This is a genomic window from Acidovorax sp. KPB24-07 (genome assembly GCF_057543315.1).
The window spans coordinates 1-15062 of sequence record NZ_BAAJYS010000080.1 but is presented as its reverse complement, the minus strand read 5'-3'; the positions used below and the strand labels follow the sequence as shown (position 1 = coordinate 15062).

The following is a 15062-nucleotide window of genomic DNA, read 5'->3' as shown; positions in this document are numbered from 1 at the left end:
GGCACGGCCTCACGCCGAAGGCCCGCGTGGTCGGCATGGCCACGGCCGGCGTGGCCCCGCGCGTGATGGGCATCGGTCCCGCGCCGGCCACGCAGAAGGTGTTGCAGCTGACGGGCCTCACGCTCGATCAGCTCGATGTGATCGAACTCAACGAGGCCTTCGCCGCGCAAGGCATCGCTGTGCTGCGCCAACTGGGCCTGCAGGACGACGACGCGCGCGTGAACGCCTGGGGCGGCGCCATCGCGCTGGGCCATCCGCTGGGCGCCAGCGGCGCGCGCCTGGCCACCACGGCCGTGAACCGCCTGCATGCCACGGGGGGGCGCTACGCGCTGGCCACCATGTGCATCGGCGTGGGGCAGGGCATCGCCGTGGTGCTTGAACGCGTCTGATCGGCCCGCTGCCAAACCCCAGGAAATCAAGCCCGTGTCCACCGCCACCCTCCATACCCCCGCCGGCGCCTTCCGCGTGCGCCTCGACGGTCCCGAAGGCGCACCCGTGCTGGTGCTGTCCAACTCCCTGGGCACCACCCTGGAGATGTGGGACGCGCAAGCCGCGCGCTTCGCCACGACGCACCGCGTGCTGCGCTACGACACGCGCGGCCACGGCGCGAGCGTGGCCTCGCCCGGCCCGTACACGGTCGACCAGCTGGGCAGCGACGTGCTGGCGCTGCTCGATGCGCTGGACATCGAGCGCGCCAGCTTCTGCGGCATCTCGATGGGCGGCCTCACCGGCCTGTGGCTGGGCGTGAATGCCCCCGCGCGGCTGAACCACCTGGTGGTGGCCAACAGCGCCGCGAAGATCGGCACGGCCGAGGGCTGGACATCGCGCGCCGCGCTGGTCCGCGAGAAGGGCACGGCGGCCATGGCCGAGCTGGCCGCATCGTCGCCCAGCCGCTGGTTCACCGATGCCTTCGTGGCTGCGCAGCCCGCCGTGGTGCAGCGCGCCCAGGGCTGGATCGCCGGCATTGCCCCCGAGGGCTATGCCGCCTGCTGCGAGGCCCTGGCCCAGGCCGACCTGCGCAGCGCCATCCGTGCCATCAGCGTGCCCACACTGCTGATCGCCGGCAGCGCCGACCCGGTGACCACGGTGGCCGATGCGCAGGCCATGCAGGCCATCATCGCGGGCGCGCAGCTGGCGCAGGTGCCGGCCTCGCACCTGTCCAACCTGGAAGCGCCGGCCGCGTTCGACGCCGCGCTGGCCGCTTTCCTGGCGCGCTGAGCCGCGGGCACGAAGAGAGACCGAGACCGCATGGACCCGCAGCCCACCAACCCCCGCTGGCAGCACCGGCCCGCCGGATCCACCTGGGGCGACTTCGGCCCCCATGACCAACTGGGCCGTCTGAACCTGCTCACGCCCGAAAAGGTGCGCCAGGGCGTGGCCGAAGTGCAAGAGGGCCTGGCCTTCGCGCTGAGCCTGCCGCTGGACTATCCCGGCGGCAATGCCCTCAACCCCAATCGCCAGCCGCCCGTGCTGCGGCCGCTGCTGCGCAAGGGGCTGGTCAACTTCAATTGCCTGCTGGGTGCGCTGGAGCCGGGCCGCACCGACGTGCTGTCGGACGACCTGGCCATCCTGCACCTGCAGTACTCCACGCAGTGGGATGGCCTGGCGCACGCGGGCTCGATGTTCGACGCCAATGGCGACGGCCTGCCCGAAGCGCTGTACTACAACGGCTATGCCGCCGGCCGCGACATCGTGGGCCCGGACGACGTGCGCGATGCCGGCGTGCCCGCCGCGCCGGGCGCGGCCACCAGCACCTCGGCCGCGCATGCGCTGGGCATTGAGGGCATGGCCCGCACGGGCGTGCAGGGCCGCGGCGTGATGATCGATCTGCGCGCGCACCTGGGCGATGCCCGCACCGTGGTCGGCTACGACACGCTGATGCGCGTGCTGGAGGCCGACGGCGTGGCCGTGGAGCCGGGCGACATCGTCTGCCTGCACACGGGCTTTGCCGACGTGGTGCTGGGCATGCGCAGGCACCCCGATCCGGCCGTGCTGGCGGATAGCTGCGCCGTGCTGGACGGGCGCGACGACAGGCTGCTGCAGTGGATCACCGACAGCCAGCTCGCCGCCATCGCCGCCGACAACTACGCCGTCGAGGCCTTCCCCGCCAAGGCGGGCCCGGCCTGCTGCGCCGCGCTGCCGCTGCACGAGCACTGCCTGTTCAAGCTGGGCGTGCACCTGGGCGAGCTGTGGCACCTGACGCCGCTGGCCGCGTGGCTGCGCGCGCGCCACCGCTCGCGATTCCTGCTGACGGCGCCGCCGTTGAATTTGCCCGGGGCCATCGCCTCGCCCGTGACGCCGGTCGCCACCGTCTGAAGCCCTGACCGTCACCCCGTTCCGCGCAGTGCGCACTGCGCGGAAATCCATCCCCTGAAGCCGGTTGACCGGCGTTTGCAATGTGCCGGACCGCCGTGCACACGGAGACTGTTGTGCCTTTCATCATCGAGACCTTCGACAAACCCGATCACCAGCACGTGCGCCAGGCCACGCGGGCCGCGCACCTGGCGTTCCTCGACCAGCACAAGGCCCTGCTGCTGGCCTGCGGCGCCAAGCTGGCCGACGACGGCAAGGATCTGGGGGGCGGCCTGTACGTGGTGGCGCTCGATTCGCGCGAAGAGGCGCAGCGCTTCATCGAATCCGACCCGTTCCACGCCGCGGGTCTGTTCGAGCGCGTCACGCTCACGCGCTGGCGCAAGGCCTACGTCGATGGACAGAGCTACCTGTAATCCCCACGCGCCCCTGCATTCCCTGAAGAAGAAAGACCTTCCATGACCACTGCACCCGCACGCGAGCGCGTTCTCATCACCGGCGGCGGCGCCGGCATCGGCGCGGCGACGGCCGAGCGCTGCCGCGCCGACGGCTACGAGCCCGTCATCATCGACCGCGCGATCGCCCACGTGCCCGGCGGCATCCAGGCCGACCTGTCCGACACCGCCGACACCGCACGGGCACTGCAGCAAGCGCTGGCGGGCGGGCCCATCACGCGCCTAGTCAACAACGTGGGCATCGTGGTGCCTGCCGAAGCCGCGGATCAGACGCTGGAGCAATTCGACCTCGCCGTGGCGCTGAACCTGCGCTGCGCGCTGCAGTGCATGCAGGCGCTGCTGCCGGGCATGCAGGCGGCGGGCTTCGGGCGCATCGTGAACATGTCCTCGCGCGCCGCGTTGGGCAAGGAGCTGCGCACCGCGTATTCGGCCACCAAGGCCGGCTTGATCGGCATGACGCGCGTGTGGGCGCTGGAGCTGGGCCGCCACGGCGTGACGGCCAACGCCATCGGCCCCGGCCCCATCCGCACCGAGCTGTTCGACCGCGCCAACCCGCCCGATGCGCCGCGCACCAAGGCCATCATCGACTCGGTGCCCGTCAAGCGCGTGGGCACGCCGGACGACGTGGCGCATGCCGTGTCCTATCTGCTCGATGCGCGCAGCGGCTTCGTCACCGGCCAGGTCTTGTACGTCTGCGGTGGCATGACCGTGGGCGTGGCGGGGGTCTAGCGCTTCCTTCTCGCGTTTTCTCAAAACCTCACAACACCAAAGAGACAATTTCCATGTCGAAAATCACCGCCTTCTTCACCGAACTGATGCGGCGCTACCTGCCCGATCCGTTCGTCTTCGCGATCATGCTCACGCTGCTGACCATGGCGCTTGCCTTCGGGGTGGAAAACCGCCCCATCAACGCCGTGGTGCAGGACTGGGGCAAGGGCTTCTGGAGCCTGCTGGCCTTCACCACGCAGATGGCGGTGATCCTGGTGATGGGCTACGTGCTGGCGGCCGCGCCCATCGTGGACCGCTTTCTCGACCGCATCGCCTCGCACGTGCACACGCCGCGCCAGGCCATCATCGTCGCCACCATCGTGGGCTGCGTGGGCAGCTACCTCAACTGGGGCTTCGGCCTGGTGATCGGCGGCATCATGGCGCGCAAGCTGGCGCTCAAGGTCAAGGGCGTGCACTACCCGCTCATCATCGCGGCGGCATACACGGGCTTCACCATGTACAGCCTGGGTTTCTCGGCCACCATCCCCGTGCTCATCTCCACCAAGGGCCACGCGTTCGAAAGCACCATGGGGCTGATCCCGCTCACGCAGACGATCTTCTCCGCGCCCATCCTGCTGACCAGCCTGGCCGTGCTCATCGCGCTGCCGCTGCTCAACGCCACCATGCACCCCAAGAAGGGCGAGCCGGTCGTGGAACTGGACCCGGCCACCGTGGCCGACACCAAGCCCGCCAGTGCCGAACACCTGCTGGGCGACGAGAAGACGCTGGCCTGGCGCCTGAACAACAGCCGCGTGCTGAGCCTGCTGATCGGCCTGTGCGGCATGGCGTACGTGGCCATGCATTTCATCCAGGGCGGCAACCTCGACCTGAACATGATCAACTTCTTCATCCTGTTCCTCGGGGTGCTGCTGCTGGGCACGCCGATGAAGTATGTGGAGAAGGTCAACGAAGGCGTGAAGACCATCGGCGGGATCATCCTGCAGTTTCCGTTCTACGCCGGCATCATGGCCATCATGCACGGCTCGGGCCTGGTGGAGTCCATCGCGCACGTGTTCGTGAGCGTCTCCACCGCCGACACGCTGCCGCTGTGGGGCCTGGTGAGTTCGTTCGTCATCAACTTCTTCGCGCCTTCGGGCGGCGGGCACTGGGTGCTGCAGGGCCCGTTCATGATCAACGCGGCCACCACGCTGGGCGCCTCGCAGGCGCAGACCGCCATGTCGGTGATGCTGGGCAACGGCTGGAACGATCTGGTGCAGCCGTTCTGGATCCTGCCGGCGCTGGCGCTGTCCAAGCTCAAGCTGAAAGACATCATGGGCTACACGGTGGTCTCCATGCTGCTGGTCGGCGCGATCTATGCCGTGACCATGCTGGTCTGGCCGCACCTGTGACCGCAGGCGCCTCTCTTTTCTTCCCTTTCCATCCCTTTTCGTTTTCAAGGAGCAACCGATGCTGTTCATGGCTGAAATGACGGTGAACATCCCGTCCACGCTGGCCCCCGAAGTGGCCGACGAGATCAAGCGCAAGGAAAAGGAATATTCGCAGCAGCTGCAGCAGGGCGGGAAGTGGCGCCACCTGTGGCGCGTCGTCGGCGAATACGCCAACGTGAGCATCTTCGACGTCGCCAGCAACGACGAGCTGCACACGATCCTGAGCGGCCTGCCGCTGTTCCCCTACATGCAGATCAAGGTGACGCCGCTGGCCAATCATCCGTCGTCCATCGTGCAGGAATAACGGCGTTGGCCGCTGCGCCCCGCTGGCGGGCGCCGCACCCGCCACGCGCCCCGCTTTTCATCCCCATAAAGAGATCCGAGGAAACAACATGACTTCCGTCCGCCCAAGCCTTCGCTTCGCCGCCCATCGCCGCACCCTGCTGGCCGCCGCCCTGGCCGTGGCCGCCACCGCTGCGGTGCCCACCGCGTTCGCGCAGGCGTTCCCCAACAAGCCCATCACCATCATCGTGCCCTTCGCAGCCGGCGGCACCACCGACATCCTGGCGCGCGTGATCGGCCAGGGCCTGTCCGCGGAGCTGGGCCAGTCGGTGGTGGTGGACAACCGCGCCGGCGCCGGCGGCAACATCGGCGGCCAGATGGCCGCGCGTGCGCCGGCCGACGGCTACACGCTCTTCATGGGCACGGTGGGCACGCACGCCATCAACGCCGCGCTCTACAAGAAGATGCCGTTCGATCCGGTGAAGGACTTCGCGCCGCTCACGCGCGTGGCCAACGTGCCCAACCTGCTGGTGGCCAACCCCAACCAGCCCTACAAAACGGTGCAGGAACTGATCGCCTATGCCAAGGCCAACCCCGGCAAGGTGAACTTCGGCTCGTCCGGCAGCGGCAGCTCCATCCACCTGTCGGGCGAGCTGTTCAAGAGCATGGCCAAGGTGGACATGCAGCACGTGCCGTACAAGGGCAGCGCCCCGGCCGTGACCGACCTGCTGGGCAACCAGATCGGCATCATGTTCGACAACATGCCCTCGGCCATCCAGCACGTGCGCTCGGGCAAGCTGCGCCCCATCGCCGTGACCACGGCCAAGCGCTCGCCCGAGCTGCCCGACGTGCCCACCATCGCCGAAGCCGGCGTGCCGGGCTACGAGGCCACGTCGTGGTTCGGCATGTTCGCGCCCGCCGGCACGCCTGCGCCCATCGTGGCGCAATTGAACAAGGCCTTGGTCAAGGTGCTGTCGCAGCCCGAGACGAAGAAGAAACTGGCCGACCAGGGCGCCGAGCCGGTGAGCGAGACGCCCGAGCAGTTCGCCGCCTTCATCCAGGCCGAAAGCGCCAAGTGGGGCAAGGTGGTGAAGGAGTCCGGCGCCAGCGTGGATTGATTTGCTATATTTTTGATAGCTATATGCCCTAGTGGAATTTGCGCTGGTGGCATTTTTCATGCCGGTGCCGACCGCTTGAATCGCAGGCGCCGGCGCCGACTCAGCAGAACGCCTGGCGCTGCGCCTTGAGCGCATCGCGGTCGATGCTGGCGTGCAGCAGTGCCATGTCGTTCGCGTCCACGCCGTGGCCGGCAAAGTGCTGCGGCCACTGGTCCACGGTGCGTGCCACGGCCTGGATGAGCTCGATGGCCCGGGCGCGCGGGATGCCGAACTCGCTCAGGTCCGTCAGCGCGTTGTCCAACGTGGATTCGGCGCCGTGCCGGCCGACCACCATGGCCTGGTAGCCCATGTTCTGCAGGGTGGGCACCACGTCGAACGCGGGCGACAGCTCGTAGTACCCGTCCCAGCCCAGCCGCAGGCAGTGGTTGCGTTCGTGGTCGTCCGTGTTGTCCATGAGGATGTTGAACACCATGCGCTGGAACAGCTCTTCGCGCTGGGCTTTCTGCCGGTCCGGATGGGCCTGGCGCCGCAGCACGGTGGCCAGCGCCCCGTAGCTTTCCGCAAGGCCCGCCGCCGCCAGCGCCGTCCGGGCCGAGAGGCAATGCACCCGCAGGGTCTGCCCGCCGATGTCGAGCCGGTCGAAGCGCTCGATGGTCAGCGCATGGCGCCGCTTGCCGTGCGCGTGCCGCGAGGGCAGGGGCAGCACGCCGGTGGTGGCCACGTGGATGCCGGCCTGCGCCGCCAGCGTCATGGTGGCGTGTTCGATCAGCGGCGTGTCCACGGCGTCGTCCCATTCGCTGAACTTGACCACGCAGGGGCCTTTGTCGGTCTGCAGCAGCGCCTTGGGCCGTGCGCCGCCCAGCGTGACGCCGGGCTGCACCAGGCGCTGGATGTCCGGCGTGATGGGTGCTTGCGTCTGCACGTCTTCCACGGCCTGCGCCAGCGAGGCCAGATCGCGCAGCTGCGGATAGGGCCCGATGCGCCGGGGCACGTAGCGCTCGGCGGAGGTGGAGATGCCCAAGGCACCGAAACGGTCGTCCCCGGCGAACAGCAGCATCTCCAAAATCGACAGGCGCGCGGGCCGGTCGATGTGGCGGATGATGCGTTCGCCCCACCGGTCGGGCCGCGCGTCGTCGATGGCGCCGGGGGCGGTGTCCTTGTGCCCTGCGCTGAAGGTCTGGCCCGCGATGAGCGGCAGGTCTTCGCTCAGCGCGAATTCCCACCAGTCCGCGGCGTAGGTGAAGGTGGCGCAGTTGGGCACCAGCGGCGACAGGGCCACGGAGCCTGTCAGCACGGGGGCGGCCGGGTTGACCAGGGTCCAGACGCAGAGCGTGTCCTGCGGCGCGTAGGTACGGGGCGTGACCCCTCCTGGCAGCGTCATGGCCGCTCTTTCTTGATGCCGGCGATCAGGGCGGCCAGGCCTGAAGCGGCATTGGGCAGAAATCGCTCAGCTCGCCGTTTTTCTTCAGCGAAATCCCGCAGGGCTTTTTCGATCTCCACTTTCCTGTCCGGCACAGGAACGCCGCGCAAGGCTTCTCTGGACGATGCGGATGGCCGGTTCGCCACCCGGGGGGGCGAATGGGGAGCCCCGCTGTCGGGCGCAGCGCCTGCCTTCAAGGTGGAGGGGGGGCGCTTTGCACGGCCTTGGGCCGCCGCTTTCCTGCCCCTGTCTTCTTGCTTGGCCGGAGACCGGGGTTTGGGGCGTGCTCTCGCCACTTCGCGCTCCAGCGAGGCGAGATCGTTCTGCGGGGCAACCAGATCGGCCAGCCCCTGCGCCTGATTGATGAGCCACAGGCACATGACATACGACGCCATCGCCACGGAGGGATCGCCCCGCTCGATGCGGGCCATGGTCGGCTGCGACACACCCAGCCGCTGGGCCCACTGCGCCTGCGTTTCCCTGCGGCGCTTGCGGGCGATGACGATGTTCTGCGCCAATTGCTCGATCTGCTGCAGTACGGCCTGGGGATAGTCTGCGGGAGGGGTGTTCTGTCTCGGCATTCATAGATGTTAGTGAAAATGGCTAAAAATAGAAACCTATGAATCAATGGCTTGGCCGGGGATCAGGGCAAAATAGTCAAAAAATTCGCATAGATAGACGATTAATGAGAAAAAATAAATATCTATGAATAAATGGAGGCAAGCAGCGATTGGTCCATAGCGATGCCGGCCCACGAATGGAGCGCGAGCCGGCGGTTCGAGGGGCAGGGACAGGGCACGGCGCGGGCGGCGGCCAGTTCCCATGCGGGCGGCGGGCAATAACGCCCTTCCGCCGGTGTCCATGTCTTCAGAAGAAGTACGTCAGTCCCACGCTGAAGCTGCGCGGCAGGGCGGGCGACACCACGTTGGCGTTGATCGCGCCGTCGTAGTAGGCCTTGTCGAACACGTTCTTCACGCCCGCGGTAATGCGGTAGTTGGAGCCGGCATAGCCGATCGACAGGTCCGCCACGGTGTAGGCGGGCAGGGTGAAGGGGTACGAGCCGACCTGCTCGCTCACGTAACGGGCGCCGGCGCCCAGGGTGATCTGCGGCATCTGCGGCAGCTTGTAGGTGGCCCACAGGGCCAGCGTGTGGCGCGGCGTGAGGTTCAGCGGCAGGCCCACGATGGCGGCGTTGTTGTCGCGTGTGACCTTCGTGTCGGTATAGGTGTAGGCGCCCGTCAGCTTCAGGCTGCGCAGCAGTTCGGCGCCCACTTCCAGCTCCAGCCCGCGCGCGCGCTGCTCGCCGGTCTGCACGCTGAAGCCGGTGTTGGCCGGGTCGGCCGTGGTGACGTTGCGACGCTTGAGGTCGAAGAGCGCCAGCGCCCCGGTGAGCCCGCCGCCGGGCGCCTCGTACTTCAGGCCCGCTTCCCATTGCTTGCCGGTCTCCGGCGCGAAGGGCGAGCCGCCGAAGCTGGTTCCCGACACAGGCAGGAACGATTCGCCGTAGCTGGTGTAGGCGGCCCATCCGGGCGTGAACTCGTACACCAGCCCGGCCGACAGGGTGGTGGCGGAATCCTTCTGGCGCGTCTGCCGGTTGGCCAGGCGGTCATCGATCTGGTTGTCCGACCAGTCGCGGCGCAGTCCGACCAGGGCCGTCCATTGCGGGTTGAACTTGATCTGGTCCTGCGCGTACAGGCCCATCACGCTGAGCTTTTCAGGCGCGTTGCTGGTGTAGGCGGCCGGGCAGGTGGTGGCCGCGCCATACACCGGATTGAACAGGTCGAGCGCGCCGATGGTGCAGCGCCGCTGGCCTTGCCAGCTGTGGCTGGTGCGCGCGTCCAGCCCGGTCACCAGGCGGTGCTGCACGCCCAGGGCGGCAAACTGCGACAGCAGCGAGGTGTCGGTGGCCAGCATGTCGTCATCCAGGTACTGGCGTGTGGCCTGCCGGTTCTGCAGGCGCTGATTGGACTGCAGCGCCAGGTTGGAGACGAAGTTGCCGTTGCCCTTCTCGGACTCGTAGCGCACGTTCTGGCGCAGCGTCATCTGCGGCGAGAAGCGGTGCTCCAGCGCGTAGCCGACCGAGGTGCTTTCGATGTCGTAGCCGCCGAAGCTCGGGTCGCCCGTGTACAGCGTGGTCCGCACGGGACCGTTGCGGTTGGGCAGCACCGTGCCGTAGGGCGTGATGCCCTGCTGGCGCATCCAGTTGCTCTGGCTGTAGGTGGCGAACAGCACCAGATCGGTCTGCGCGCCCAGGTCCAGCGACAGCGAGGGCGCGATCCAGCGGTCGCGGCGATAGACGAAGTCGGTCGGATCGTCGCTGTTCGAGACCTGGGCGTTGATGCGGAACGCCGCCTTGCCCGACTCGTTCAGCGGGCGGTTGATGTCGGCCTGCAAGGTGCGCTGGCCGAAGCTGCCCACCTCCACGCCCACTTCGCTCAAAGCATCGCGCTTGGGCCGCTTGCTGATGGCGTTGACGATGCCGCCGGGCTGCACCTGGCCGTACAGCACCGAGGCCGCGCCCTTGAGCACCTCGAAGCGCTCGTAGCCGTAGGGCGTGAGGCGCGTCCACATGCCGGGGCTTTGCACCAGGCCGTCGATGAGGATGGATTCGGTGGAGCGAAAGCCCCGGATGTTGATGTCGTCGAAGCCGCGCCGCCCGAAGTTGACCGGGCTCACGCCGGCCACGGTCTGCAGCGCCTGCTGCAGGTTGGCGATCTGGCGCGACTCCATCTGCTCGCGCGTGACGACGCTCACCGACTGCGGGGTTTCCAGCCGGCGCATGGGTGCCTTGCCGGCCGTCTGGGCTTCCACCGGGGCGAAGCCCACGTCCTTTTCCGTGCTGGCGTTGATGCGCACCTCCTGCAGTTGCGGCGTCGCGTCCGCGCTGGCCTGGGCCATGGCGGCCTGCGACAGGCACAGCGCCAGCGGCGTGAGTGCGCAGCGGCACAGGGTGCGTGCGGGGGAACGGGCCAGCGAAGGGCTCAGAAAAAGGCGCAGGAAAGCAGTGGCGTGGGCAGGCGAGTGCGCCGCGTCGGAACGGGTGTGGACCATGGAAATGCGGGAGAGGGAAGAGGCGAGGAGTAGGCAGCCAGACCAAGCGACGAGAAAGTGGATCAATTCTAATAAGAATAATTATCATTCAAATTAATATGGAGGCTGCCGAACCGGAAAGAGGCGCCAGGCGGGCACTTCCTCAGGGCGCACTTCGCCCGAACGAAACTCACCGGTATGGCGAAAACTGGACCCGGCGCATCAGCCCATCGCCTCCCGCCGCCTGCACGGAAAAGATGCAGGCGGCGATGACTACGGCGCTACGGAGGGTGTTGGGGAAATGCGTGTAGCCATGGTCGGCGGCGGCGGGCTTGGCGTCGTGGGAACCAGGACCTATTTGAGGCGCGCGGCCGTAGCGGTAGCCGCGCTACGGCGTCCGGTCGTCATCGCCCTTGGCATGCCTGTCTTCATGGTCACCAAGGAATTGGTTGCAGAGCACGTAGGGAATGAGCGAGGGAACCATCCACCACCACGAATGGAAATAGGTGAGAGCCCAGCAGGTCCAGGCGAAGACGGCACTGAACCAGCGGGCGTAGAAAGAGAATCCGCGAGACTTCATTTCGCGATCTTGAGGCCGCGACCGCCCCAGCGCACATAGACCAAGTAAGGCAGGATGCGCACCGTGCCAGCCGGTGTGGGCAGATGAATGGGCACTGTTGCCACCTCCTTGATCATCATGTTCAATGGCGGACCCAATCTCGCCATGTACACGCCTGGGCCAAAAACCCCATTCGCTCCAGCCCGGCTCGCGTGGATGACGCCAGTTCGTGCGATGCCAGCCGCCCCCGCCGTCGTCGTGAAGTGGATAAGGTGCTTTGGCAGTGCCGCGAACCCGTAACCCGCCGCGCCTAGCACGGTGGCGGTGGTCGGCGCCACATCCGGCGTCCAGAGCGCCGCGAACACACCGGGCACATGCGCCAGCGGAGCGAACGAATTGTCCGAGGTAGTGGCAACGTTCGCCCAATACTGCGCCGCCTCATCCGCCGCCAGGGTGGATTGGCGATAGAACTGGCGCAGCTTGAACATGAGATGGCTGATGGTACCCGCGTCGGAAACTTCCACGGGCGTGCCGCATCCTTCGCGGCGGCAGGTAAGGGCAATGTCGGGCATGGGCGTTCTTTTTATGCAAAGGCCGCGGGAACATCCCCGCGGCGCACCGGCCTCCCGCCAGCGCTCGGCATTACCGCCGTGCTACCTTGCGCGACCCTTACAACGTCACCGCAAATTTGTTGTGATTGGCAACCCCCTCAATCGTCGGCCCGCGCGCCCCTAACCGCAAACCTGCCGAGCCTGGGTTGGCTACACCAAACGCTCCAGGCTGCGCTCCATAACCCACTCGCGGATGATCTCGCGAATCTCCGCATCGTCCGCCGCACTGAGACCCAAGTACAGCCTAGCCGGCATCTTGACCTTGTGCGCCGGGATCGCTAACGCCCTCACCGTCGCGGTCTTGTGCTTCTTGCCCGCAAACAACACCGTGCCCGCCACGCTTCGATAGCGCACTGTGGTGGCGCGCTCGGGCTGGTCGATCTTGCCGCAGAACTGGTGGATCGCGCCGTACTTCGCGTTGGTGCTGACCGCCACAGTTGTTGTCATCCACCAGCAGCATCACGGGCCAAGCGCTTGGCCTCGCGTTCCAATAGGACGCCGTCCTTGGCCGCCATAGCCAGCAGGCAGTCCACAGCCAAAAACTAGGAATGCCATGCTCGCAGCCCGGGCCCCAGTCCAGGTAGCGCGGCTGCAGGACTACCAGGACGCGGTGCGGCTAAAGGGCTGATTTGCGCGCAGCGCAGGGTCAGTGGTTGAAATCCACCTCAACGTGGCCGGCATGAACTGCGCCAGACCGGCCGCTCCGACGTGCGAGGCAGCGCCCGCGCGCCAGGCGCTTTCCCTTTCCTGATGCACTTGAGCGGTGAACACGGCCACCGGAGCATCCAGGCCCCATACCGCATGCGCCGAGCGGATGAGCAGGGAGCGGTGTTTGCTGCGCTGCCGTGGGCGCCTGGGCTTTTGCAACAGAGGAGATAGCCGACAGGGCGAAAATTCACAGCGCAGCAGTAAAAGCGCAGAACAAGGCCACGACCCTTGCGCAACAAGTACTGCCACATGGTCACAGGCCCGACGCCACGCCGAGGACCACAAATCCGACCGCCATGGCGGTGATGTACACATGCTGGTCTCCCGGCACTACGCGGTAGTCCACGTCCCGAGAGGTTTGTCCATGCCCAGCCATCAATCCTGGTAAAGGAAGCCGTCGGGGCGCGTAGAGGAAAGCACACGGTCGAGCCAATAACCCAGCACTGCCGTCAGCACAATGAGTGCGGCCTTGTATAGCACCACAGGCAACTGGGCCAGACACACCAACGCGATCAGCGCTAGCAGAAGCACCGCCACCAGCAGGAACAGGCTATTACGCGGCGCGTAGCCAAAGAGGGATGACGTGTTTCACAGGCACTGCTTGCAAGACGATGATGGAAAGCCATCAGTCTTCCTGCGAAGGGGGCCGTGTATTGAGAGCCAGAACCTTAATCCTTTTGCTGCCCGGTGGAGCCTCTTGCGGATTGCGCTTGCGATACTCCGAGATGTTTCCGAAACTGCGAGTACATCATTGCAATGCGAAACACATGCATAGTTGCGGCAACTACAGACGTCAAGGCGTAGAGAAAAAATCCATAGCCAAATACGCCGCCAAGGGCATTCATCCAGGGGAGCCAGTCACGGATTGGATCCATCGCAGGGGTATAAAACCACCAGGCTTTTGCCACAACGGCGCTAAGAAGCGCCAAGGCCTGCACCAGAATGAAATGCACGAACGTCGCGCAAAGACCCAGATACATGGTAGGCAAGGTTTCCCCACCTGAGTCTTGCGGGTCAGGATCAGCAAGCAAGGATCGGAACTTCTCGTCGCCGAAGCCAATGAAGATGGCAAATCCGCCGAGAGTGAAGCCTAGAACGTTGGGAAGTACTGAGAGATTCTGATCCCACCAAGCCGTGCAGCTTCCACCTGGAGCACATATAGGTGACCACCAAGTATTCCAAGTGAGCGCAAGAAGGACCAGGGAAAGGTGCATGTATGGCGAGCGCACCAAAGCACGGAGGCCACCATAGGCAACCCAGTACGCTTTGAAGACATGGGAAACGCTGCGATACATAAAGTGCTCATCCTATTGGCTACTGATTTTTGGCCCTTTTAATCAATTCCCTGATCGTCTCTTTTGCCTCGGAGAAGCGCATAAACACGCGCTTAGGTTTTTTCGCTGTAGTCACCTCGATAGGGGTGCCGTGCTCATCCACTCCCAAGCTTGTCACCCGGCCGTTACGAGCAGCAACCTCAGCTTCTGCTAGAAGTTGCGGATCTGGTTGCAGGCGATCACCCCTTTTTGCCGTCAGTACTTCTTGTCGAGATTGCACATTCAGCCCTGCTAGGCGCTGTTCAAATCTGGCTGCCAAGTCACCCACATCGTCAGGGTTGGGACGCTTGAACGTTAGCTCGACACGATGCAGCCCCGGAACGTTGAAGACCTCCTCCAAGGCATCTTCGTCAGGCAGCGCTGTAACGTCAACCTGTGGAAACTGCTGGTCCGCAACCACGTGATCAAACAGTGTTTGCAAATACTTCTCTACTATCCCCGGCGCAAGCACTCCTGACTTGTCCTTGGAGACGTACCAAAGTTCGTGCTCCCGCGGGAAAAAATGAAGGGGATCTTCTGCATATGCGCCAGAAGATGCCGAGGAATACTGATCTGCTGTACCTCTTTCTCAGTAGCTTGCTTGCGTGTGACCGTGTTGAACCACGGTTCGTTCGCGTCGACTTTAACGAAGCGGTAGATCTCGCCCGAGAGCTCGTTAGTTTGAACAGCATCTCCAATGCCATAAAGACTCCCCAAGATCAGCCCGTGAATTTCTCCTTGAGCGTAGAGCTTGTGTACGTCATAAGCCGAACTGAAAAGTTCGACGTAGCGCTCCCGGCTATGTGGACGATGCATCGCAATATTCATCGCACTTACCACTACTGTTCTTGCTCTTTGTGCCACTTTACTTGTCCTCCGAGTTATTCGATTTAATCGTCACGGGCCATTATGCAAAGAGTTCGCACAAGAGCGCCGGAACCTCTCAGTGGAGGGCATCGCCGACCGCATGGACGTGACTCATGACAGCCTCTACAAGTGGCTCGGCACCGGCCGCATGCCGGCCATCCTGATGGCCGGCATGCGGACTGGCCTGCGGTTGTCACTACGTTACCGATTGGTACACCGCGGCAGCGGGGCGC

Annotated in this window: 15 protein-coding genes and 2 pseudogenes; 8 read left to right on the top strand and 9 right to left on the bottom strand. The window is 65.4% G+C overall.

Features of this window, described 5'->3' with window-relative positions:
• The 8 genes and pseudogenes from AC27IQ_RS11130 to AC27IQ_RS11095 all read left to right on the top strand — a co-directional run.
• Positions 1–389 (top strand): annotated as a pseudogene (locus AC27IQ_RS11130) (3-oxoadipyl-CoA thiolase); the annotation flags it as partial.
• Positions 390–423: 34 nt separating this feature from the next.
• Positions 424–1218: a 3-oxoadipate enol-lactonase gene (gene pcaD / locus AC27IQ_RS11125; protein ID WP_487089489.1), complete on the top strand. Its 795-nt coding sequence runs from the start codon at positions 424–426 to the stop codon at positions 1216–1218.
• Positions 1219–1248: 30 nt separating this feature from the next.
• Complete coding sequence (locus tag AC27IQ_RS11120) at positions 1249–2316, top strand: cyclase family protein (RefSeq protein ID WP_284405378.1); 1068 nt, start codon at positions 1249–1251, stop codon at positions 2314–2316.
• A 113-nt stretch (positions 2317–2429) separates the two neighbouring features.
• On the top strand, positions 2430–2726 hold the full coding sequence (locus AC27IQ_RS11115) for a YciI family protein (RefSeq protein WP_284393330.1): 297 nt from the start codon (positions 2430–2432) through the stop codon (positions 2724–2726).
• A 42-nt stretch (positions 2727–2768) separates the two neighbouring features.
• A complete protein-coding gene (locus AC27IQ_RS11110; RefSeq protein WP_284393332.1) occupies positions 2769–3494 on the top strand; it encodes an SDR family oxidoreductase in 726 nt (241 codons plus the stop codon).
• A 53-nt stretch (positions 3495–3547) separates the two neighbouring features.
• Positions 3548–4882 (top strand): short-chain fatty acid transporter, encoded by a 1335-nt coding sequence (locus AC27IQ_RS11105; RefSeq protein ID WP_272565053.1) that lies wholly within the window; start codon positions 3548–3550, stop codon positions 4880–4882.
• A 58-nt stretch (positions 4883–4940) separates the two neighbouring features.
• A complete protein-coding gene (gene catC, locus AC27IQ_RS11100; RefSeq protein ID WP_272565052.1) occupies positions 4941–5225 on the top strand; it encodes a muconolactone Delta-isomerase in 285 nt (94 codons plus the stop codon).
• 88 nt (positions 5226–5313) lie between these two features.
• Positions 5314–6321 (top strand): tripartite tricarboxylate transporter substrate binding protein, encoded by a 1008-nt coding sequence (locus tag AC27IQ_RS11095; RefSeq protein ID WP_284429374.1) that lies wholly within the window; start codon positions 5314–5316, stop codon positions 6319–6321.
• Between the two features lie 100 nt (positions 6322–6421).
• Here the strand turns inward: AC27IQ_RS11095 and AC27IQ_RS11090 are convergent, their stop codons facing one another.
• From AC27IQ_RS11090 to AC27IQ_RS11050, 9 genes and pseudogenes are all read right to left on the bottom strand, one after another.
• Positions 6422–7702 carry a type II toxin-antitoxin system HipA family toxin gene (locus AC27IQ_RS11090; protein ID WP_487089488.1) on the bottom strand — a complete coding sequence of 427 codons (1281 nt, stop codon included), beginning with the start codon at positions 7700–7702 and terminating at the stop codon, positions 6422–6424.
• Positions 7699–8322: a helix-turn-helix transcriptional regulator gene (locus AC27IQ_RS11085; RefSeq protein WP_487089487.1), complete on the bottom strand. Its 624-nt coding sequence runs from the start codon at positions 8320–8322 to the stop codon at positions 7699–7701. The genes AC27IQ_RS11090 and AC27IQ_RS11085 overlap by 4 nt, the downstream gene beginning before the upstream one ends.
• Before the next feature lie 286 nt (positions 8323–8608).
• A complete protein-coding gene (locus AC27IQ_RS11080) occupies positions 8609–10792 on the bottom strand; it encodes a TonB-dependent siderophore receptor (RefSeq protein ID WP_487089486.1) in 2184 nt (727 codons plus the stop codon).
• 555 nt (positions 10793–11347) lie between these two features.
• Complete coding sequence (locus AC27IQ_RS11075; protein ID WP_284405386.1) at positions 11348–11902, bottom strand: hypothetical protein; 555 nt, start codon at positions 11900–11902, stop codon at positions 11348–11350.
• Between the two features lie 189 nt (positions 11903–12091).
• Positions 12092–12376: a phage virion morphogenesis family protein gene (locus AC27IQ_RS11070; RefSeq protein ID WP_487089485.1), complete on the bottom strand. Its 285-nt coding sequence runs from the start codon at positions 12374–12376 to the stop codon at positions 12092–12094.
• A gap of 162 nt (positions 12377–12538) precedes the next feature.
• On the bottom strand, positions 12539–12697 hold the full coding sequence (locus tag AC27IQ_RS11065; RefSeq protein WP_487089490.1) for a transglycosylase SLT domain-containing protein: 159 nt from the start codon (positions 12695–12697) through the stop codon (positions 12539–12541).
• Positions 12698–13024: 327 nt separating this feature from the next.
• Positions 13025–13186: a putative holin gene (locus AC27IQ_RS11060; RefSeq protein WP_487089484.1), complete on the bottom strand. Its 162-nt coding sequence runs from the start codon at positions 13184–13186 to the stop codon at positions 13025–13027.
• A gap of 131 nt (positions 13187–13317) precedes the next feature.
• Complete coding sequence (locus AC27IQ_RS11055; protein WP_487089483.1) at positions 13318–13944, bottom strand: hypothetical protein; 627 nt, start codon at positions 13942–13944, stop codon at positions 13318–13320.
• 19 nt (positions 13945–13963) lie between these two features.
• Positions 13964–14778: pseudogene (locus tag AC27IQ_RS11050) on the bottom strand (DUF4747 family protein).
• Positions 14779–15062: the final 284 nt, after the last annotated feature.